At 32.6% G+C, this 22974-nt stretch carries 19 protein-coding genes; 5 read left to right on the forward strand and 14 right to left on the reverse strand.

Annotated features, from left to right (window positions below; translation table 11 throughout):
- Window positions 1-378: 378 nt before the first annotated feature.
- Together ACNQGO_RS06070 and ACNQGO_RS06075 are read right to left on the reverse strand one after the other, a co-directional pair.
- Complete coding sequence (locus tag ACNQGO_RS06070) at window positions 379-1179, reverse strand: hypothetical protein (protein ID WP_417947737.1); 801 nt, start codon at window positions 1177-1179, stop codon at window positions 379-381.
- Window positions 1176-1685 carry a hypothetical protein gene (locus ACNQGO_RS06075; protein WP_417947739.1) on the reverse strand — a complete coding sequence of 170 codons (510 nt, stop codon included), beginning with the start codon at window positions 1683-1685 and terminating at the stop codon, window positions 1176-1178. Before ACNQGO_RS06075 ends, ACNQGO_RS06070 begins: the two co-directional genes overlap by 4 nt.
- 325 nt (window positions 1686-2010) lie before the next feature.
- Here ACNQGO_RS06075 and ACNQGO_RS06080 point away from each other — a divergent pair, with 325 nt between their 5' ends.
- Entirely contained in the window at window positions 2011-2385 is a 375-nt protein-coding gene (locus ACNQGO_RS06080) for a DUF4372 domain-containing protein (RefSeq protein ID WP_417984681.1), read from the forward strand.
- On the forward strand, window positions 2319-3077 hold the full coding sequence (locus ACNQGO_RS06085) for an IS4 family transposase (RefSeq protein ID WP_417984722.1): 759 nt from the start codon (window positions 2319-2321) through the stop codon (window positions 3075-3077). The genes ACNQGO_RS06080 and ACNQGO_RS06085 overlap by 67 nt, the downstream gene beginning before the upstream one ends.
- Window positions 3078-3504: 427 nt before the next feature.
- Here the strand turns inward: ACNQGO_RS06085 and ACNQGO_RS06090 are convergent, their stop codons facing one another.
- The 3 genes from ACNQGO_RS06090 to ACNQGO_RS06100 form a co-directional block, all read right to left on the reverse strand.
- Window positions 3505-4578, reverse strand: coding sequence for a serine hydrolase domain-containing protein (locus ACNQGO_RS06090; protein WP_417984682.1), 1074 nt, complete (start codon window positions 4576-4578; stop codon window positions 3505-3507).
- Window positions 4579-4637: 59 nt separating this feature from the next.
- Window positions 4638-7700 (reverse strand): metallophosphoesterase, encoded by a 3063-nt coding sequence (locus tag ACNQGO_RS06095; RefSeq protein ID WP_417984683.1) that lies wholly within the window; start codon window positions 7698-7700, stop codon window positions 4638-4640.
- Window positions 7701-8029: 329 nt separating this feature from the next.
- The gene (locus tag ACNQGO_RS06100; RefSeq protein ID WP_417948027.1) at window positions 8030-8899 is read right to left on the reverse strand and encodes a DUF808 domain-containing protein; all 870 of its coding nucleotides are present in this window, start codon (window positions 8897-8899) and stop codon (window positions 8030-8032) included.
- Between the two features lie 200 nt (window positions 8900-9099).
- On the opposite strand from ACNQGO_RS06100, the gene ACNQGO_RS06105 reads away from it, so the two are divergent.
- Complete coding sequence (locus ACNQGO_RS06105; protein WP_417984684.1) at window positions 9100-9567, forward strand: OsmC family protein; 468 nt, start codon at window positions 9100-9102, stop codon at window positions 9565-9567.
- 92 nt (window positions 9568-9659) lie between these two features.
- Here the strand turns inward: ACNQGO_RS06105 and clpB are convergent, their stop codons facing one another.
- Window positions 9660-12263 carry an ATP-dependent chaperone ClpB gene (gene clpB / locus ACNQGO_RS06110; RefSeq protein ID WP_417984685.1) on the reverse strand — a complete coding sequence of 868 codons (2604 nt, stop codon included), beginning with the start codon at window positions 12261-12263 and terminating at the stop codon, window positions 9660-9662.
- A 143-nt stretch (window positions 12264-12406) separates the two neighbouring features.
- Here clpB and ytxJ point away from each other — a divergent pair, with 143 nt between their 5' ends.
- Both ytxJ and ACNQGO_RS06120 read left to right on the forward strand, forming a co-directional pair.
- Window positions 12407-12796 carry a bacillithiol system redox-active protein YtxJ gene (gene ytxJ / locus ACNQGO_RS06115; RefSeq protein ID WP_417967939.1) on the forward strand — a complete coding sequence of 130 codons (390 nt, stop codon included), beginning with the start codon at window positions 12407-12409 and terminating at the stop codon, window positions 12794-12796.
- Between the two features lie 48 nt (window positions 12797-12844).
- On the forward strand, window positions 12845-13522 hold the full coding sequence (locus tag ACNQGO_RS06120) for a hypothetical protein (protein WP_417984686.1): 678 nt from the start codon (window positions 12845-12847) through the stop codon (window positions 13520-13522).
- A gap of 307 nt (window positions 13523-13829) precedes the next feature.
- On the opposite strand, the gene ACNQGO_RS06125 is transcribed toward ACNQGO_RS06120, so the two are convergent.
- From ACNQGO_RS06125 to argC, 8 genes are all read right to left on the reverse strand, one after another.
- Entirely contained in the window at window positions 13830-14990 is a 1161-nt protein-coding gene (locus tag ACNQGO_RS06125) for a hypothetical protein (RefSeq protein ID WP_417984687.1), read from the reverse strand.
- A complete protein-coding gene (locus ACNQGO_RS06130; protein WP_417984688.1) occupies window positions 14977-15975 on the reverse strand; it encodes a DUF2157 domain-containing protein in 999 nt (332 codons plus the stop codon). Before ACNQGO_RS06130 ends, ACNQGO_RS06125 begins: the two co-directional genes overlap by 14 nt.
- Window positions 15976-16125: 150 nt before the next feature.
- On the reverse strand, window positions 16126-17409 hold the full coding sequence (gene argH, locus ACNQGO_RS06135; RefSeq protein WP_417984689.1) for an argininosuccinate lyase: 1284 nt from the start codon (window positions 17407-17409) through the stop codon (window positions 16126-16128).
- Between the two features lie 205 nt (window positions 17410-17614).
- A complete protein-coding gene (locus ACNQGO_RS06140; protein WP_417948060.1) occupies window positions 17615-18685 on the reverse strand; it encodes a M20 family metallo-hydrolase in 1071 nt (356 codons plus the stop codon).
- Window positions 18686-18767: 82 nt separating this feature from the next.
- Window positions 18768-19553, reverse strand: a complete 786-nt coding sequence (argB, locus tag ACNQGO_RS06145; protein ID WP_417984690.1) for an acetylglutamate kinase — start codon at window positions 19551-19553, stop codon at window positions 18768-18770.
- Between the two features lie 76 nt (window positions 19554-19629).
- Complete coding sequence (locus ACNQGO_RS06150) at window positions 19630-20574, reverse strand: N-acetylornithine carbamoyltransferase (RefSeq protein WP_417984691.1); 945 nt, start codon at window positions 20572-20574, stop codon at window positions 19630-19632.
- Between the two features lie 90 nt (window positions 20575-20664).
- The gene (locus tag ACNQGO_RS06155; protein ID WP_417984692.1) at window positions 20665-21801 is read right to left on the reverse strand and encodes an aspartate aminotransferase family protein; all 1137 of its coding nucleotides are present in this window, start codon (window positions 21799-21801) and stop codon (window positions 20665-20667) included.
- A gap of 126 nt (window positions 21802-21927) precedes the next feature.
- Entirely contained in the window at window positions 21928-22905 is a 978-nt protein-coding gene (gene argC, locus ACNQGO_RS06160) for an N-acetyl-gamma-glutamyl-phosphate reductase (RefSeq protein WP_417984693.1), read from the reverse strand.
- Between the last annotated feature and the right edge of the window lie 69 nt (window positions 22906-22974).

Below are 22974 nucleotides of genomic sequence, written 5' to 3' on the forward strand. Positions count from 1 at the left end.
ATTCTGGAAAAAAATCGTTGTAAAATAGCCCCGATGGGAGCAAATATCCTTTTTATAAATGGAACACGATAGGGTTGCGTTTATAAATAGATTCTGCGGCAGCAGGCAGCCAAATTACCATTCCCTGTAAAAGCTGATTTTATGGGTAAATCAACTTATGCTCAAAAGTGAAGGAAAACACGTAAAAACCATCTTGATTTTACCGCACAAAAAAAAAGATACTAAATCCTCTTCATATTCTCTCTCTAAACTTTACGATAAGTACAAAGTTCCTGCCAGTGATGGGTTCTACTGCAAAAAAACGAGGCAAGCTATTCAGCACGGGTTTTATTGTTCGTGCTGCGCATTTAACGAATTTTTAGCTGCTAGTGGTAGTTTTTATTCGTTTTTAATTGTTTCATAATAGACACGATTAAAATGTCGAGTATAAGGGTCAAACATTTTTTTATTTTCAGCATATAATTTCAATGCGATTTCTTTGTACTTTTTATATTCTTTTTTGTTTTTTAATGTTTTGTAAACCTTACATTTATAGTAAGAATTATCAGCAAACTCATTTATTTTAGTTTGTTTTTCGAATGATTTTAAAGCATTTGTGTAATCTTTAACTTCATAATAAGTTACGCCTAATTGATAATAATCATATAATCCAGCCGAATAATCTTTTGTTTTTAATTGTTCGTTGAATATTTTGATCGCTTTTTTCTTTTGATTTATGGCGCTATAGCAAATAGCTTTTGTTATGTTCAAATGATAATCTCCATTTGCTGAATAGCCAATATTATAGTTGGCCAAACTGTCAAGTTTTTCAATGTCTTTAATTGCTCCCATGTAATCTCGAAAAAATTGATACCGACACCAAGCACGATAACCTAAATGAGAACCCCAATCTAAATCAACTGCTTTGTCTATTAATTTTTTCCAAGTTAAAAAGTCTCCACTTTTTAAATATGCTGTTGATTTCTCTCTGTACGCATATGCAAAATTTGGGCAAATTTTAATTGCATTATCCAGAGTTTCTTGAAACTCTCTTTGAAATTGATAATATATTTCCGTTTTTTCCGCCTCAATACAGGCTTTATATTGTAAAGTATCGCCTTTGTATAAAAAATCATTACAATTTGGTTGTGAAAATAAATAAATAGGGCAAAGTAAAAATAAGTAAGTTAAATTTTTCAAGGTAATATTTCTTTTAATTGTCCATTTTCTATCTTGAAAATCAAGTATTGATAATAATCGATTTCATTTTCCTTGTGTTTTTTCCCTTTCCAACCTTTTAAGCTTTTTGTAATACTCATAAGTTGTTCTGTTATTGAATTAACAAAAGCTTTTTCTTTGTAATTTTCTCCCATAGAAAGTAGACGAAATCTGTCTATTTTTCCCTTGCAATTAACTACAAAATTAATTCTGATTAACCCAGTTTCATTTTTAATGATTTCTGATTGATATTTTTTAGCAAACTCTTTTTCAATAGCCAATTTTTCTCCTTGATATAACAAACCGTCACCAATATTAAAGTATTGAAAAATATGTTTTGAATTACATAACTCAAAATCTTTATTGTCAGATTCTGAATTAAATTCTATGTCTCCAACATAATTTGGATATTCAGATTTGATTTCAGTTTTTTCTTGTCCTAAAGAAATTAATGGAATAAATAAAAGCAATTTTAATGTTTTAATCATTGTATGTTTATTTCTTTTTTATGCGTTTTTTTTTGGTGTGTAATTACGACTAACTAGTATATCGGTGAAATCAATATTCTTATATCCACACAAAAATGGCTTGATCGGCAAGGTTTATTTTGCTTTATTTCTTTTCAAATATATTAAAATTTTCTTACAAATAAGCAATCCTTTTTTTATTCCTACATGATTTATAACAGAATCTAAACTTTAGTAAAGACTTCATTAGAAATCATTGTTGTCCGATAAAAGCAAATGAAAAAGAAGCCATAAAAATGGCTTCTCAATTAAAATCGTAATTTGGTTTTGCAAAAGACAAAAAACGATGAGTAAAAGTAATTATTTTTCCAGTAAATCTGTTTTCGGACAGCTGATTTCTTTAATTGACGATAAAATTATAAAAGATGCGGTCAAAAAGAGCGATTCAGATAGATATGTCAAGCGTTTTAAGAGTAAAGACCATCTGATAAGTATGCTTTTTTGTTCGTTTGCCAAGTGTAATTCACTACGAGAAGTATCTGGAGCAATGCTTGGATTGTCTGGTAAAACAGATAGTTTTCAGTTGAGTCACATTCCAAAACGAAGTATTTATCCGATGCAAACAAGAATAGAAAGATTGATTTTTTTGAAGATATATATAATAAGTTGTTGTTCGAATATAGTTCAGTTTTGTCGGACAGCCGAATTCAAGATGTTCTAAAAAAGCAGGTTAAAATTGTCGATAGTACAACAATTAGTTTGTTTAAAGATATTTTGAGTTGTGTTGGAAGAAAGTCAAAAGACGGTAAAAGAAAAGGCGGAATTAAAGTTCACACGGTAATTAATGCCGATGAAAAAGTACCAAGTTTAGTATGGTTTAGCCCAGCGACGACTCACGACCATAATTTTTTAGAAAAGCTAAAATGTGATGACAACACTATTTATGTTTTTGACAAAGGATACAATGATTACAAGGCTTTCAAACATTTTACAGATAAAGGAACAGGATTTGTAACTCGAATAAAAGACAATGCAAATTATGATATTGTAACAGTAAAAGAAGTTTCAGATGAAATTCATAGCGGCGTTTTGTCGGATGAAATTATTGAAATAGAGGTTAAGGACATAAAAGAAACCTCAAAGTTAAAAGTCAGAAAAGTAAAATTTTATGACAGAGAAAACAAAAGAGAATTTGAATTTATCACCAATTTATTTGAGTTAAGAGCTGATTTAATAGCAGCATTATACAAAATAAGATGGCAAATCGAATTGCTTTTTAAACAGTTAAAGCAAAATTATCCGCTGAGATATTTTTTAGGAGATAATGAAAACGCCATTAAGATTCAAATATATTGTGTTTTGATTGTCAATTTACTTATTGCTGTGATAAAAAAGAGGCTAAAAAGAAGTTGAGCATTTTCAAACTTGGTTAGTTTTTGCAAAATCCATCTTTTCAATTATATCCAATTGATGAAATTTTTAGAAAATCCAGAAAAAAACTGGATTATTGATAAAACCGAAATAGAACAACTATCATTTTTTTGATGCCTTGTTTTAAGAAACGAGAGATTCAAAAAACTAAACAGCTGAACAACAGATCTATAAAAAAATAAAACAGTCGTTTTTATTTTTTATCGGACAACAATGATTAGAAATCTTTATTCTGGAAAAAAATCGTTGTCAAATAGCCCAGATGGGAGCAAGTATCCTTTTTATAAATGAAACTCGAGAGAGAGTTGCTTTATAAAAGATACTGTGGTTCCTACATTTACTCCTCAAAAAAAATTAATAGCTATATACTTTTGTTGGTATTCACGAGCGGTGCTAAATGCGGTATTTATTATTTATCCGCCGTTACGTATAAGTTTGCTATTTCTTCGATGAAATTTTCTGGACGAGAACCTACTAAATTTGTCAAAATCACTACTGAAACATTATCTTTTGGATAAATGTATAAAGCATTTCTATTACCACCGAGAGAAGCAATTACAGGGTTTTTGACTCTTGAAGAGGAATAAAAACCAATCGAACTCTGGTTTAGAAAACCGTCTTCTTGATATATTTCTCCATTATCTAATCGTATTGGAGTACAAAGCGTGTTAAGATTTTCAGCATTAATTAATTTATGACTTTGCAATGCAATTATCCAATGCGCCATTTCAGTTGCCGTTGAATAGATTCCACCGGCTGGAAACAAATTTGAAGGCATTGGTTGATACACATTGGTTAGAATATTATTTCTAAAATAAGAATAGGGCTTTGCGGAGTGCTTAATTATGTTGTAAAAATCGCCTATTCCAGCTTTGATGGAATTCTTCATTCCCGCTTTTTTATACTGGTTTTCTGCAATGAATTTTTCAAATGACTGTCCGCTTATTTTTTCAATAAGCATTCCAAGTAGCAGGTAATTGGCTTGGCTGTCTCTGAATTCTTTACCAGGTTTAAAAATAAGCGGTAATTCTTTTATTTTTTGGAATAATGTTTCACTGTTTTCAGACAACATATTTCCTTGTGAATCCCAAATTTCAGGAAGTCCTGATTGATGAGTTACTATTTGTTTTACGGTAATATTTTGCCAGGTTTTAGGCAGTTTATCCAAATATTTTGAAATAGGTTCGTCAAGATTTAATGTACCATTTTCGACTAATTGCATGATCGCAACTCCTGTAAATGCCTTAGTAATGGAATTAATGCTAAAAACAGTCTGGCTATCAACTGCAATTGAATCTTCAATAGATGCTAATCCGTAATGACTTGTTTTAACAATCACATTATCTTTAATAACTGCCAATTGCAAACCAACAATTCTATTTTTTTGCATCAAGTCTTTTATTGCAACATCAACTTTGTCAGCTTGAGAATAAGTTAAATTGCAAACCGTAAAATAGGCAAGGAGAAGCATTATTTTTATCATATTTTTTTATTTGGTTGGTTTTAAATAGTCTGAAGTCGGGAGTCGCAGGAGAGCTAGGATTACTTAAGATAATTTCCTTTCCTTCTGCTATCAAGCGAATGTTGTAATTTGTCCCTGTCAGTTTTGTTATCAAGTTTCATTTGAGCATTTTTTATTTTTTCTTTTAAAAAATCACCAAGCTTTTTATTATTTGCGCATTTAAAAGTAAAATAAAAGTTTAATTTTAAAATAGTTGAATATTTTAAAACACTAACTTCAATATCATTAATTAAATCGTCTGTATATTTAAATATATTTTGCTCATCAATATCCATTAGAGTTAGATAAAGAATGAATAATTTGTACTGATTATTTTTAGAATCTACTTTGAGTGAATCAATCTTTTCAATTATTAGATTTTCAATATTATGTTGTGAAACATTATCAGACATAGTTACTTGCGTTATAAAAGGCAAGAATTTTGTAATTATTTCTAAAATATTTTTATTTTCTGCATTCTCTATTTTTGATAATTCACATTCAAATTCTTCATGAATGAAGAAGCCAAAATTAATGTATGTCTCAAGTAATAGATCAATAATTTTTGAAAGTAATTCTGAATCATTTACACCATCCATAGTTTTAAATACTCTTGCCAGTATAGCAATATATCTTTCATATACTTCAGAATCAAGTTTTGCAACATTGAAAACTCTTTTTAAAGACACATCACTTTTAATATTGTTTATGGGGTCATATTCATCATAAATTAAATCTTTTTGATTATTTTCTAATGAAACGACCGGTTTTAGAGCTTTTGCAATATTATTGAGATTTACATCATTTTTATCAGAAACTTTTGAAATCAATATTAATTCTGAAGTCCCAATTTCTTTATAAGCATTATTGATATTTGAAAAATAATTTTTAGTTTTTTCAAATATTTTGGAAAGAAATTCAGAATCATTATTTCTAATCCCTCCATAAATTTCAAATTCATTTTTAAAAGAAAGATAAACCTGGTCCTCTAGAAGTTCGTCTCTAAAAGTAATATCTTCGGACATAGATTGAGCAATAAAGAATTCAAAAATTCCATTTAATCTGAAAGTAATTCTTTCATTTTCTTTCATTTTTAAAACTCCGGAATTAATTAAGTATTCAAGTATTTCTCTTGATTGAGCTTTGACACGATTATTTGTTTTAAAATAATTATCAAGTTCTGATAATACCTCGACATATGTTTTAGTGTATTGGTTTGTATTATTGTCTTCTAATAAAAATTTCGCCAAATGCGCACAAATACTTTTTAACTGCCCAAATGAAACTTTACTAGACGTTAAAACATTAATTTTCTTTTGTAATATTTCGTCAACACATAAATCTAATAAATTGTAAATGTTTTTTGATAAATCAATTTGCGATTTTTTATGTATCATCAATAATAAAGAAACGGTCCAATAATTTAGAGGCAGCTCAAGCTGTTTACAAAAGCTAATTATTTTATTTAAAATGTCGTCTTGAGTTTTTTTTATAGATACCTCATTTTTTTCAATATATAATCTAACATCATTCCTAGAGATATCATGAAGATATATTTTTTTATATTCTCGAGCATCAAATTGATAATCATCATATAATCTTGATGTTAAGTAATCACTAGTGAGTACAAAATTAACATTTGGATATTCCGTTAAAAAGGCGTCAATTGTTTTTGTAAATGGATTATTTGGATCAAAATTATCAATAAGTAATCTAAAATTATGACTTTTAATTAATTCTTTAGTTTTTTGTCTGCTCAGTTCATAGTATTTTTTTATATCATCAATTAATGAATTAGAATTCTCATTTTTAAAATCAATATAATATGGAATATTACCATTTTTGATATAGTTTTTTAAATGATATAATTGGATGTACTTAAGTATTGAGGATTTTCCGGACTTATCTTGACCGTAAATAAAATAATTATTTTGGTTCTTTAATAAAATTTCAAATTCAAATTTATCGCTTTCCACATTTAAATTTTCACTTATATCTTGTTTAGGTCTTGAACTAATTTTTGGATTATTGAATAAGTCTAAAAATGCATAATCATTTTCTTCATCATAATTATTTGTGAGAAGTAAATCTTTTGAATTTAAGAGTTCTAAATTAATTTTAGAATTGATTTTTTCTCTAATTCGATTTTGTTCATTTTTTTCTTCACCGCAAGGAATCCTTACGCTAACTTCTTCTATAAAATTAAAATTATCATTTTCTTTTATAAAATGGTATTTATATACATTTGCATTTGATTCATTTTTTTCATCATATTCAATTATTGAGAAACCAATAAAATCTTTTTCCCAAGTTAACGATGCGGGTGAAACATGAGCAAAAATCCCATTATTTTGTTTGTAATGTGTAGTTATTTCAGATTCATGGATATGTCCTGAGAACATTATATTGCAAGATTTAAAAATTAAATTTTGTAACTCACTTTGATTAAAATCTTTAAACCAATGAATAGGATGGTGTAGTACAATAAATTTACACTTTATATTTTTTAATTCAAACAAAGCTTCTTCTAATAAAAATTTAGGGAATAATAACTTCCCATTTGATGAGTCATCAACTGATCTCCATGAAGAGTTAATTGATAAAATTCCTATTTCACTATCGTTTATTTGTTTTTTATGAATGGAATATAAATCATTAATTTTTACGTTTTTATTGTTTTTATAATAATCTTTAATAAATAGATTGTAATTCTCGGTTGTTTTTATTGCTGTATGATAATCATAATCTTTATTTTTGAAGAAGTCAAATAAACTATCACTGCTTTTTATTTTATTTTCAAATTTTTCTTCTAAGCTATCTGATTTGTAGGTTCTATCCATATCATGATTTCCAGCACATAAGATTATTTCATTTTCACTGATTTTTAATTCTTTACAAAGTTTATCTAAAAAAATATTTTTTGCATCTGTAAAATCTTTAGAATTAGTTCCACTGTAAACCAAATCTCCGGAAAATATCACTAAATCAATTTTTTTATCTAAACTAGTTAAAAATGATAATAATTTATTTATCATATCATGTTGAGTAAACTTTTCGTACGATTCAGAATTGAAATGTAAATCCGTGAGATGTAGTATATTCATTATATTTTTTTTATGTTACAGTTCAAAAATACTAAATAAAGGTGTAAGTATTTGATGATATTTTTTTTGTTTAGGATGTTTATCACTTTTTTGTCATCTTTTAATTAAAAAATAATATCACTTAGCCCCGATGGGAGCAAGAATCCTTTTTATAAATGAAACCCGAAAGGGTTGCGTTTATAAAAAGATACTGCGGACAGCGGGACAGCTCGTGATGAAAAAATGATGTTGTCTGCTCCTAAAAAAGACATAAAAAAACACCAGCCTTTTGACTGATGTTTTCCTTGTTTATAAATTATGTTTGTGATTAAAATGTATTGAATTGCTGCTTACTTTTTGCCGATGATCTTTTTGAATGCGGTTACAATCCCTAAAACTAGTAAACCAACTGCAAGTCCAATTACAAATTCTGTGAGGATAGCCGGTACTTGTGGTAATAAATCGTATAAAAAATAAATATTGTGGACAAATATTCCGCCTGCCACTAATAGTAAAGCAATTGTTCCTATTACAGATAAACTTTTGATGACTTTGGGTAACGCTTGCACTAATACATTTCCTAGTTTATTGGTAAAACTACCTTCATTGCTATTAACTTTAATTAACTTTAAACCTGCTTCGTCCATGCGAACAATCAAGGCTACGATGCCGTAAACGCCCACTGTTGCTATGATTGCAATGATAGTTACAACCATTATTTGTGATAAAATGGGTTTGCCAATTACAGTTCCTAGTGCAATAATTACGATTTCTACAGAGAGGATAAAATCAGTGACAATAGCCGATTTTATTTTTTCTTTTTCAAAGGCTAAAATTTGTTTTTCGGTCATTGGTTCCAACGAAATTTCGTGCTTTGCATGTTCGTGCGGAAAGAAGTATTCGTATATTTTTTCGGCACCTTCGTAGGCTAAATAAAGTCCTCCAAGCACTAAGATTATGATAACTGCTACCGGTAAAAATGCACTCAACAGAAAAGCGATGGGTAAAATGATTACTTTATTGAGCAGAGAACCTTTTGCAATTGCCCATAATACGGGAAGCTCTCGCGATGAAACAAATCCGGAAGCTTTTTCGGCATTTACTGCCAAATCATCACCTAAAATACCCGCCGTTTTTTTGGCTGCCACTTTACTCATAACCGCAACATCATCCATAATTGCTGCGATATCATCTAATAGTGCGAAAAAACCTGATGCCATTTTGATTGTTTTAGAAACCGCATTGATTTTGGTAGTGATTTACCAAAATTTAAGCTGCGTGTTTTGTTTATTCCTGCGAAGCTAAAACTTTTTTTATTTACTCTATTTATAAAACTGGTGAATTTTTAGTTAATATTCGCCCAAAAAATCTTTCTGCAGTAGTAGTCTCGTTTTTATGTACTTTTGAAATAAAAAAAAAGATGAGGTTCAAACATATATTTAAAGCCAAATTAGATTGGTTTTTTTCTAAAAAGGAAGCGGTAACGTATACTAAGAGTCATACCATAGCGATTGACGGTAAAGCGGTTTTACATGTTTCGGCTGCTAAAGCTTTCAAAGGCGATCCTGATTTGTACAATCCTGAAGACTTGTTATTGAGCAGTGTGGTTTCCTGTCACATGATGTCGTACTTGTATGTTTGCGGCCAAAATGGGATCGACGTGGTTTCCTATACAGACGAAGCTGAGGCAACGCTGGAGGTTTTGGAAGACGGAAGCGGCCGTTTTATTGCTATAAATCTCAATCCTAAAGTTTGTATCACTAATAAAGAGAAAATAGAAGAAGCACTTAGCTTGCATAAAAAAGCAAACCAACTCTGTTTTATAGCGAATTCTTGTAATTTTCCAATTCTGCATTTTCCAACTTGTGAAATTAAAAATAGCAATTAAATCAACTGGTTTACTCCTAAAAAAATAAGATGGTATAAAAAAACACCAGCCTTTCGACTGATGTTTTCATAATTTTAAATTTTTCTAGATTCTTAAGAAACTAACTCGGTTTGATTTCTAAAAACCAGTTTTCCGTCAAACGCATCGATTAGAACAATGCTGTTTGTTGTTATTTTTCCAGATAGAATTTCTTTGGACAGTTCATTGAGTATATCCCTTTGAATGACCCGTTTTACTGGTCTGGCCCCAAATTGCGGATCGTATCCTTTCTCAGCTAAATAGGCGATAGCTTCTGGAGTAGCGTCCATAGTGATGCCTTGAAGCGCTAGAATTTTTGTAACGCTTTTCAGTTGAAGTCCAACTATTTTGGTAATATTTTCATTGGTTAATGGTGTAAACATTACAATTTCGTCAATACGGTTAATGAATTCCGGACGCACCGTTTGTTTCAATAATCCCAATACTGCTACTTTTGCAGCTTCGGTTGCGGCTTCGACACTTCCTTTTAGATTTTCAAATTTCTCCTGAATAATCTGGCTTCCCATATTAGAAGTCATGATGATAATCGTGTTTTTAAAATCGGCCAAACGTCCTTTGTTATCTGTCAAACGTCCTTCATCCAAAACTTGCAGCAAGATATTAAACGTATCAGGATGCGCTTTTTCAATTTCATCCAAAAGGATTACTGAATACGGTTTTCTACGAACGGCTTCGGTCAATTGTCCGCCTTCATCATAACCTACATATCCCGGAGGCGCACCCACCAAACGGCTGACGCTGTGGCGTTCTTGGTATTCGCTCATATCAATACGGGTCATCGCATTTTCATCATCAAATAAATATTCGGCTAAGGCTTTTGCTAATTCGGTTTTACCAACTCCCGTAGTTCCAAGGAAAAGAAACGTTCCCACTGGTTTTTTCATGTCCTGTAATCCCGCGCGGCTTCTGCGCACGGCATCACTCACGGCTTGAATGGCTTCTTCTTGTCCTACGACTCTTTGATGCAATTCCTCTTCCAGTTTAAGCAGTTTTTCTCTTTCGCCCTGAAGCATTTTCATGACTGGAATTCCAGTCCATTTTGCCACGACTTCAGCAATATCTTCGCGGGTCACTTCTTCCTTTATTAGAGATGTTCCAGATTGATTTTCTTGTAATTGTTTTGTGAAGACTACTAATTTTTCTTGGGCTTCCTTAATTTTTCCATAACGAATTTCAGCTACTTTTCCGTAATCGCCATCACGTTCCGCACGCTCAGCCTCGTATTTAAGGTCTTCAATTTCGGTTTTTACCGCTTGAATGTTGTCAACTACATCTTTCTCTGATTTCCATTTGGCATAAATCTCGTTGCGATCTTCTTTTAGATTGGCTAAATCGAGTCCTAAAATTTTTAGTTTGGATTCGTCTTTTTCCCGCTTAATGGCCTCAATTTCGATTTCCAACTGCATGATTTTTCGATCTAAAACATCCAGTTCTTCGGGTTTAGAATTGATTTCCATGCGTAGTTTTGAAGCTGCCTCGTCCATTAAATCAATGGCTTTGTCTGGAAGAAAACGATTGGTTATATACCGTTGTGATAATTCGACAGCCGCTATAATTGCATCGTCCTTGATTTGGACTTTATGATGTGTTTCGTATTTTTCTTTGATACCACGCAAAATTGAAATAGCACTTTCGGTATCTGGTTCTTCGACCATTATTTTCTGGAAACGTCTTTCGAGAGCCTTATCTTTTTCAAAATATTTTTGATATTCGTCTAATGTTGTTGCCCCAATAGCGCGGAGTTCTCCACGTGCTAAGGCAGGTTTCAAGATATTGGCCGCATCCATAGCGCCTTCGCCACCTCCTGCACCCACAAGAGTGTGAATTTCGTCAATGAATAAAACAATATCACCTTCGGCGGCAGTGACCTCTTTCACCACAGATTTTAGTCGTTCTTCAAATTCTCCTTTGTATTTGGCACCAGCAATTAGTGCGCCCATATCGAGTGAATACACGATTTTGTCTTTTAGGTTTTCGGGAACGTCGCCATCTACGATTCTGTGTGCTAAACCTTCGGCAATAGCAGTTTTCCCTACTCCGGGTTCTCCGACTAGCATTGGGTTATTTTTTGTTCTTCGGGTTAAAATTTGTAACACTCTGCGTATTTCTTCATCACGACCAATAACAGGATCGAGTTTTCCGGATCGAGCGAGTTCATTAAGGTTTCGGGCATATTTATTTAAGGAATTGTAGGTTTCTTCGGCAGAGGCAGAAGTTACTCTTTCGCCTTTTCGCAATTCTTCAATAGCGGCTTTCAATCCTTTTCCGGTTACGCCTTGATCTTTTAATATTTGGGCTGCTTTGGTTTTAGAATCAAAGATTGCCAAAATTAAATGCTCCACAGAAACGTACTCATCATTCATTTTTTTTGCAATAATTTCTGCTTCATTAAGGGTTGTATTTGCAGTTCTAGAAAGCATTATTTCGCCTCCAGAAACTTTCGGGAAACTCTGAATGGTGCTGTCCAATATTTGAAGGAATAGCGGGACATTCACGTTCAGTTTTTTTAAAATAAAAGGAGCTACATTTTCATCAATCTCAAAAATCGCTTTAAAAATATGTTCGTTTTCTATTTGTTGCTGGCTGTAACTTTGTGCCAATTGTTGCGAAAGTTGAATGGCTTCCTGAGATTTTATGGTGAATTTATTTATGTTCATGGCTTTATATTGTTTGTGTTATTTACTTAACTTCGCAAATTAATCTTCAATTTATATTCCAATACAATAATACAGACAAATTGACGGAAATTTCATGATTTTTATCATGTTTTTAAGTCAAAATGTCTTAAAACAAGACAATTATGAGTTTTTTTAAAAATATGTTCAGTAGTTCAGATGAAAAGGATTTAAATGAAAATAAAATCAATTGGAATGAACTAACCGATTTAGGGCAACTGAATGAAATTATAGCTATGTCGAATGAAAAACCTGTGGCTATTTTTAAACACAGTACCCGATGTAGCGTAAGTAGAATGGCATTGAAACAATTTGAAAATGAGTTTGATAGCTCAGATAAAGTTACACCTTATTTTTTAGATTTAATCGAATATAGAGCTATTTCTAATGCTATTGCAGAGCAATTTGGGGTAACGCATCAATCGCCACAATTGATTTTGATTAAGGAAGGGAAAGCCATTTATAACGTTTCGCATAGTGATATTGATGCGGAGGAGTTGGGGACGAAACTATAAGTAATCTTTGTCATATTTTAAAAATAGTCGATACGAAAAATAGCATAAATGAAAATAAATAATTTGTTAATAGCAGGAGTAATAAGTATCCAATTATTAGTGTCTTGTACAGCAACTCGAATTAGTGAAGTAATACCCTATAATAGTTCCGAATTTCTTTTTGGCACCAATAAAACAGCATTACTAGTAAGTAGCGATGAAGTAATTGTAAACGAATTTACTAAGACATTTAGCAAAAAGTATAAACAAAAAGAAGATTTTATTCAGCAGTTTGATAGTCTATTTTCAATAACATTGAAAAATGAGAATATTTTTGGTAACGTTAAATACGATCGATCACTAGAATTTCTTTCTAATGATAGTTTCACAGTCAATCAGGAGCAACAAAAAAAAGTAGATTCTTTGTTTACAAATTCAACTGCCGATTATTTGATAAGAATTTTGCGTCACGAAATTACTAACAGCATTCAAGGGAATCCTGGCGTAATGATGCCAATGGCTGGCGGTGGCATGGGAATGAGAGGAGGCGGTCAAAGTGAAAGTTGTATTGTAAATTCTCATTTTCAGATTTACGATGTTAAGACACGAAAAAAAGTATTAGATTTTGTGTCAAAAGGAAGCGCAGGCGTAGTTCTTTTTGCATTTGAACAAGCACTTAATAATGCGATTGGTAACTCCATAAAAAATTCAGCGATTTATCTTAAAACAGGTACTATTAAGTTCTAGGTTAAATATCTTATTGTAAAAACCGCACATTCGCAAAGTAAAGATTCAAATCTAATTTGCGAATGTGCGATTTTATTTTGTGTTAAAACTTAAGTTTATTGGAATTCAGGACAAGTAAAAGGATAGGCTGTAAAAGAAGAAATAGTGTTACCCGAAGATTTTTAATTATCAATATTTCACCTTATAAAAATCACTATTATAATTTTAAAACCTTGTTTTTTCGCATTATAATGCAGCAAAACATGATGAGAGTTCCAATGGTTCGGTTTTGATTTTAAAAATATGATTTAAGTTGAATACATTTACCTTAAAAACTACCACCAGAACCTCCGCCACTAAAACCTCCATCACCAAATTCCATAGGCGATTCCACTGTAGTTTCGGGTTTTAATCCCAATTGTGACGCCAAAAGTATTTCGGCAGTGCCAAATAGATTTCCTTGTGAAAAACGATCTGGCTGAAAAGTAACTCCAGTGGTATTGTTTTTAATCTTTTTTATAGCAAAAAAAGTAAATGCAAATAATACCAAACCACCAATGGTTAGGGCAATTTCAATAGGTAGTACGGAATAGTAAAAACGGATGGTGTATATTGAAAAACAAACAGATGCGATTCCTATCCAAAGCATAAAGCGGTCTTTTTTGTATAACGAGCAAACCAAATAACTTAACGGAACTATAAACGTAAATCCATAAAATAAAAAGGCAAACGGAATATCGTTATTTGCAGTAACAATTACACCCATTAATTCGCTTGAAAGTTCTCTAACCACCATATAATTTCCTGATACGTAGAATAAAATCAGTGCAAAAGCTTGTGTAAAAACAATGCCATTGTAATAAAATGGGAGTGTTAATTTCGTTAATAGTTTTTTGCTACCTAAATAGATGGCTATTGCAAAAAGCATCATTACAAAAGGCAGTATAGTTTTTGCGGAAGCGCCTAATTCAAACATCATGAAAATCAATGAACAAGAGAATGCCATACAAAATAGGATCGCCATTGATAGTTGTACATATCTAAGATAACAAAGCAAAGAGGTTAGTGAGAGTATTAATGCGATAGTAAGTTCGTTTCCGTCTGTTGAAATGCCTATTGCAATTGCTAAGCACAATTGTGCACCCAGTAGGAAAGCATCGTCAGGGCCATAACCGTAATATTTTTGTTTGGTTAAAATTTCTGTACCAATGAAACCAATACTAGCAAAAATATAAACTAGAAATTGATAATTTTCATTCATTGCATCTAGGCTAATAAGTGTAAGAAAGCCACAAATGGAGGAGTACAAAAAGCTACCTAAAAGCAAAAATCCAATTCGTATTAATATGTTTTTCTGACTTTTAAGAACGGTTAAATTTTTATCAATCAAATTAAACTGACTAGCATTGATAAATCCTGCTTTTTTTAGAGAACGTCCTTGTTCAACCTGAAACTCTTGCTCTAATTCGGTTTTGTTATATTGTATCATAATTAGCTTTTTTATTGAATTGTTTAATAAGTCGAATAAAGTAAATAATTGAACCAATAAAGTAAAAGGGTACTACGAAAAAGAAAGGGATCATTAATTCACTATCAATGTTGATGAATGCTAAAAGTTTGAATAGCATTACATTAATACTGATATAAGCGTAGATTAAGGTAAAGACAAACAAAGAAACCGATTTAATGAGGTAACTGGTACGGTAAGAATAGTAGCAGGAACCAGCCAATAGTATTATAAAAATGCCCCAATAGCTATCGAATAAATTATTAATACAAGCAATGCTTATAATGTGCAAAGCAAAAGTGAGAAATACTAGGCTAAAATGTTTCTTTAGGTCGTTTTTTGAACTGTAAATAGTCCAAATTACCAATAAAATACCTAATGAAATAGCCGAGTAGCTAAGAGTATTGTTTTCATAAAAATCATTTTGAAGTAAAGATTGTGGAGAAACGGATAAGCCAATGTATGCTGCTAAACCCGTTATTGCAATTGATAAGACACTTTTATTATCAAAATAATAGGCACAAAAGAAAGCTATTGCTGTAGGGAAGATTGTGGCGAGTCCGTATTGAGTACCAAAAACAGCGTATTGAAATTGCAGATAGCCAACAAAAATGCAACTTAATAATACTGCTGCCAAAATCAGGTAATCAAAAATAGGATTTTCAAATTGAGTTTGTTGTTTTTTAAACCCAGAGGCGTTTTTAAAACAGAAGTAAAAACAAAAAACGGTAACCAAAAGTAATAAAGCCAATATAGCGACATGCCCAATGCTATCAATATTTTTATAAATTAAAATACCGATACCTGAGGTGAACAGTAATACAGAGGCGTACATGAATAATTTTAGCTCAGTATGTAATGAAAAAAAAATTAAATTTCGATAGGCTTGGACTTGATCGAATTGTTCAGGGGTTATTAATTTTTTTTCCAAAAGACTTTTCGTTGCCTCTTTTTTAAATTTTTTCATGCTCATACTTTCTTGAATTTTAAAATCAAATATAGGTTTAAAGTGTTAACTTCTTAATAAGAGTATAATCTATCAGTTTTGAATTTTATTGAAACTAAAAAATCCATTCTTTTTACAGAATGGATTTATAAAAACAGTTGTGATCGTTATTTAGTAATAGGCTAATCTCATTTTTTCTATAATCTCGTCCAAACATAGATTGTTGATACTGCCTTCATGTGTGTGTTTGGTTTCTTTTGGTGAAGTAAAAGTTCCGTTTTCCAATTGTTCTGCAACGGCTTTATATGCATCTCTAAACGGCATTCCGGCAACTACCATTTCGTTTAAGGTGTCAACCGTAAACAAATAATTGTATTTTGAATCGGAAAGAATATTGTCTTTTACTTTGATGTCTTTTATGGAGAAAATCGCGATATCTAAGCAGGCTTTCAGGTTTTGAATGGCTGGAAACAATCCTTCTTTCAACAATTGTAAATCTCTGTGATAACCACTCGGCAAATTGTTTGTAATTAAAGTAATTTCATAAGGTAAGGCTTGAATTTTGTTGCATTTTCCACGAATTAACTCAAATACATCCGGGTTTTTTTTGTGCGGCATGATGCTGGAACCTGTTGTAAGATGCGACGGTAAAGCAATGAAATCAAAATTTTGACTCATAAATAAACAAACATCCATTGCGAATTTTGAAAGCGTAGCGGCAACGCTGCTCATGGCAAAAGCAACTGTTTTTTCTGATTTTCCACGACTCATTTGAGCGGCTACCGAATTGAATTTTAAAGTTTCAAAACCCAGTTCTTGTGTTGTAAAAGTTCTATCAATAGGGAAGGAGCTTCCGTAACCTGCGGCTGAGCCTAATGGATTTTGGTCTACAATTTTCAAAGCGGCATTCAGCATTGTGATATCATCAATTAACGTCTCGGCGTAAGCAGAAAACCACATCCCGAAAGACGATGGCATTGCAATTTGTAAATGGGTGTAGCCAGGCAATAATGCATTTTGATGTTTCTCAGCCGATTCCATCAGCAAATCAAAAAGGCTTTTTACTTGAGCTTTTAGATCTATTACTACATCTTTCAAATATAAATTTACATCTACTAAAACTTGATCGTTACGAGAACGCGCGGTATGAATTTTTTTTCCGGCATCGCCTAATTTTTCTGTTAGCAAATATTCAATTTTCGAATGCACATCTTCAAAGGAATCTTCGATTGTGAAATTTCCAGTAGCAATATCAGCAATAATCTCGTTCAAAGCGGCTATTAACATATCTGTTTCATTGGCTGTTAACAAACCAATGTTTCCGAGCATTTTAGCATGTGCAATTGAACCTAAAGCATCATATTTTGCTAAAACTAAATCCAGTTCCCTGTCGTTTCCAACGGTGAAATGTTCAATTTGTTTATCTGTTGGTGTTCCTTTTTCCCAAAGTTTCATATTGTTTTTTTTTTTTTTCAGGTTTAAAGTTTCAGGTTGAAACTTGCATGATCTGTAGGAATCGTTTTCATAGCCCCGATTACTTCACTTAATTTCTATTTTCATTGGAGTTCAGTGAACTTCGTTTATAGTGAAAATCCTTTTATTTTTTTTCTTTAAAAAAATAAAAGATTGTAACGGATAGCGGGATTGGCTCCTAATCATTTTATTGTTTGAAAAAATCAGTTAGTATTTTGATATACAGTTGGATTCCTTCTTTTATTTCATGTATAAATATAAATTCGTTTGCGGAGTGTGACCGCAGGGTTTCACCAGGTCCTAGTTTCAAAGATTTGCAACTCAAAACCGCTTGATCCGAAAGGGTAGGAGAGCCGTATGTGGTTCTTCCTAATGCGATTCCGGCCCGCACCAATCCATGAGAAACAGGAATGGAAAAAGCGTTTAAATGCATAGACCTTGGATTAATTTCTGCAGCAACATTTGCTCTTACAGTATCTAGAATTTCTTGATTGCTGTAACAATCATTTACCCTGATATCTACAACCAAATGACATTCCGCAGGAACTACATTGTGTTGTTTTCCGGCGTTAATTTGGGTTACGGTCATTTTAACGGGGCCTAAAACCTCCGAAATTTTTTCGAAATTGTAGCTGTTAAACCACTCGATTACGGGAATTGTTTTGTAAATGGAATTATCAAGATTTTGATGTGCGGCATGACTGGCGGTACCTTTTACGATGACATCAAGAACTAATAAACCTTTTTCGGCTATGGCCAATTGCATTAAAGTGGGTTCGCCCACAATGGCACAATCTAGTTCAGGCAAGTGCTTTAGAACACTGTTTAAGCCGTTTTTTTCGCTGCTTTCCTCTTCGGCTGAGGCTACCATCACCAAATTATAAGGTAAATTTTCATGGGAATAAAAATGAACAAAAGTAGCTAAAAGAGAAACCAAACATCCGCCAGCATCATTGCTGCCTAAACCAAATAATTTACCCTCTTTTTCAATTGCTTGAAAAGGATCATTGGTATAGCCTTGATTTGGGTTTACCGTGTCGTGGTGAGAATTCAATAATAGCGTAGGTTTTTTTGCATCAAAATGTTTGTTGAAAGCCCAAACATTATTGTTCTCGCGTTTAAAAGGGATGTTATTTTGTGTAAACCAATTTTCGATTAAAAGTGCTGTTTGATCTTCTTCACTTGAAAATGAAGGTGTTTCAATTAGTGCTTTTAATAGCGCAATGGCTTCTTGTGTAAGGATTTCTATGTTTTTCATACTTATTTTAGCCACAGATTCGCAGATTTTTTAAAATCGAAAAAGAAATTTTTCAAAATCGGTGAGACTTGTGTTTCACTTTTTATAATTTGATATTTGTACAAATTGCCGTTGAATCGTGCAACATGCGGTGATGCCCTATTTTTATTTTTTGAACTCCTTTGTTTAAACTATTAAAACAGTTGTCCAGTTTGGGAATCATTCCGGAATGTATGGCATTTTCTGTTTTTAATTTGGCATATAATTCGGGATTCATGTTTTCAATAACTGAAGCGTCATCCTCGGCATCGAATAAAACTCCTGGTTTTTCAAAACAGTAATTCAAAGTTACCTCAAAAACTTCTGATAAAGCGATTGCTAATTCACTAGCAATGGTGTCTGCGTTAGTGTTTAATAATTGTCCGCTGCCATCGTGTGTGATGGCGCAAAATACGGGTACTAGATTGTTTAAAAGTAACGTTTCTAGTAAGGGTGTATTCACTTTATTGACATCACCTACAAAACCATAATTTATTGTGGGGTGATTTCGTTTTTCTGATTGAATTAAATTCCCGTCAGCTCCAGAAAAACCTATTGCATTAGTCGAATTGGCTTGTAATTGTGCTACAATATTTTTGTTGATTTGACCAGCATAAATCATGACTACAACATCTAGCATAGCGGCATCGGTAATGCGTCTTCCATCAATCATTTGTGGAACTAAACCCATACTTTCGGCTAATTTTGTAGCTGATTTTCCACCGCCATGAACGAGTACTTTATAGCCTTCAATCTTAGAAAAATCTGTTAAAAAATAAGCCAATTCTATCGTGTTATCAATGATATTTCCACCAATTTTTAGTATCGTTATCGTTTTTTTATTTTCCATTTAAAAAAGGTTCTGAGGTTCTCAGATACAATGGTTCTGAGGACTTAGTGTCTTAGAACCTTTGCATCTCAGGGCCTTATTTTTTTAATATTTTTTGAAGCACTAATTGTGCCGCGAACGTTCTATTATTGGCTTGTTCAATCACAATTGAGTTAGGGCCATCAATCACCTCATCTGATACGATCATATTACGTCTTACGGGCAAACAATGCATAAATTTAGCATCGTTAGTTAATTTCATTTTATCAGCTGTTACGGTCCAGTTTGGATCAGAATTTGTGATTTGTCCGTATTCAATATAATTACTCCAATTTTTGGCATAAATAAAATCAGCGTTTTCAAAGGCTTTGTCTTGATCGTATTCAATTTTTGAATCTTTTGTAATTTCAGGATTCAATTCATATCCTTTTGGATGAGTGATTACAAAATCCATATTTTTTTGTAACTGCATCATTTCTACAAAAGAATTGGCAACAGCTTGAGGTAACGCTTTAGGATGTGGCGCCCATGTTAATACTACTTTAGGTCGGTGCTTGGGTTTAAATTCTTCAATGGTAATAGCATCAGCCAGCGCTTGTAATGGATGTCTCGTGACGCTCTCCATATTAATAATAGGAACCGTTGCATATTTCATAAAACTAGACAGTACTATTTCGGCATTGTCTTTTTCTTTATCAACTAATCCAGCAAATGCTCTTATAGCAATGACGTCACAATATTGAGAAACAACAGCGGCTGCCTCTTTTATATGCTCTGAGGCTCCCGAGTCCATTACAGCACCTTCTTCAAATTCTAAGGTCCAACCTTCATTGGTAAAGTTCATTACCATGACATTCATCCCTAAATTTAAGGCCGCTTTTTGCGTACTCAATCGAGTTCTTAAACTTGAATTGAAAAACAATAATCCTAGTGTTTTGTTTTTACCTAACTTTTTATTTTTGAGTGGTTTTTTCTTGATTTTCAAGGCTTTTTTAACCCACGTTTCAAGTACATCTATGTTATTGACAGCGTTGTAATTCATGATTTTGTATTTTAATAAGTCATACTAATTTTATAATAGCAACTTCATTTGTAGTTGTTTAAGTTCTATTATAAATAGCATTACTTTATGTTATTGAATCTCTACTAAAGCTTCTTTTAAAGCCTTTATAAACAAGTCGATTGCTGGTTTTGTTATTGTTAAAGGAGGTAAAATTCGCAGTAAGTTTTTGTTATTTGCATTTCCAGTAAAAATATGTTTGTCGATAATCATTTTTTTACGAAGTGTACTTACGTCAAAATCAAATTCTACGCCCAGCATTAATCCTCTTCCTTTAATATGAATTACTTCAGGGATTTGTTTAATTGCTTCAAGAAAATAGGCGTAAACGTGATTTACATTATCCATTAATTGCTGGTTTTCCATGACGTCCAAAACTGCAATTCCGGCTGCACACGCTAGATGGTTTCCTCCAAAAGTAGTTCCTAATAATCCGTAACTAGCTGTGAATTTTGGAGAAATCATAATCCCACCTATAGGAAAACCGTTCCCCATTCCCTTTGCTAAACAAATTATATCGGCTCTGATATCATGATGTTGGTGAGCAAAAAACTTTCCGCTTCTTCCGTATCCGGATTGTACTTCGTCTAGAATTAAAACAACATCATAAGCTGCGCATATTTTTTCTAAATCCTGAAAAAATGCTGTAGTACCTTGGTCTAAGCCACCCACTCCCTGAATACCTTCAATTATTACCGAAGAGACATCGCCTTTTTTGAGTTCGTTTTCAACCAATTCAATGTTGTTTAATGGTAAAAAAGTAACAATTTGCTGTGCATTGATTGGCGCCACAATTTTTTTATTGTCAGTGACTGCTACTGCTGCCGAAGTTCTTCCGTGAAACGAATTCTCAAAAGCAATTACTCGCGATTTATGGTTGTGAAACGAGGCTAATTTTAAAGCGTTTTCATTGGCTTCAGCTCCAGAACTGCACAAGAATAAAGTGTAGTCCTCTAATCCTGAAAGTTTTCCTAACTTTTGGGCTAATGCTACTTGCAGTGGATTCTGAATCGCATTTGAATAGAAACTGATGTTGTCTAACTGTTTTTTTAAGGCAGTAACATAATCTGGTTGGGTGTGTCCAATAGAAATTACGCCATGACCGCCGTATAAATCTAAATATTCCACACCGTTTTCATCTGTAATAGTGCAATCTAGCGCTTTTACTGGAGTGATGCTGTATAATGGGTAAACGTCAAATAAGTTCATAATAATCCTCCCCCTAACCCCCTCCGAAGGAGGGGGAATAAAATCTGACAACGGGGTGTGTTGTTTTATATTTATATTTTTTAATCATTTCATCTCCCTCTCCTTCGGGGAGGGTTGGGGAGGGGATTAAAATCCGCTTGGTTTCAAATGCAATCCTGTGGTTTCATCCAATCCAAACATTATATTCATGTTTTGTATGGCTTGTCCTGAAGCTCCTTTTGTTAAATTATCGATTACTGAAGTTATCAATAACCGGTTTCCTTTTTTCATTAAACTAATAATACATTTATTGGTTTGCACCACTTGTTTCATGTTGATTCCTGTGGTCGTTGCAGTTACAAAAGGTTGGTCTTGGTAATAAGTCTCATATTTTGAAACTATATCTTCTAGACTTTCTTCTATTGTTGTGTATAATGTGGCGAATATTCCTCTGGCAAAATCACCTCTGTTGGGTACAAAAATCAGTTCGTCTGTATATTCCGCTTGCAATTGCTGGACACTTTGGTTTATTTCGCCTAGATGTTGGTGTTCAAAAGCTTTGTAATGCGACATATTGTTTGATCTCCAGCTAAAATGTGTCGTTTCTGAAGGGGTAACTCCGGCTCCTGTACTTCCTGTTGTGGCATTGATATGAACGTCAGTTGTGAGTATTCCGGCTTTCGCCAAAGGCAATAATGCCAGTTGAATTGCGGTTGCAAAACAACCTGGATTTGCAATAAATTGAGCGTTTTTAATGGCTACTTTGTTCAATTCTGGTAAACCATAAACAAAGGATTTGCTATCGAATTCTTTGTCTTTTGTCAATCTGAAATCATTACCTAAATCAATAATTTTGGTATGTCTCGCAAATTGATTTTGCTCTAAAAATGATTTTGATTTCCCATGACCTAAACACAAGAAAACCACATTTACATTTGGATTAACGCTATCGGTAAAATTCATTTCGATATCGCCGAGTAAATCGTGGTGCGCCACAGAAAGTGGCTTTCCAGCATTTGTTGTACTGAAAACAAAATCAATGGTTGCATTAGGATGAAACATCAAGATTCTGATGAGCTCCCCAGCTGTGTACCCTGAACCGCCGATTATTCCTGTAGTTATCATAATTTTTTATTTTTTCGAATTATTTTTTGTTACAGATTTTACTGATTTCCACAGATTTGATATTAAATT

Source organism: Flavobacterium frigidum, assembly GCF_048286735.1.
Taxonomy (GTDB): Bacteria; Bacteroidota; Bacteroidia; order Flavobacteriales; family Flavobacteriaceae; genus Flavobacterium.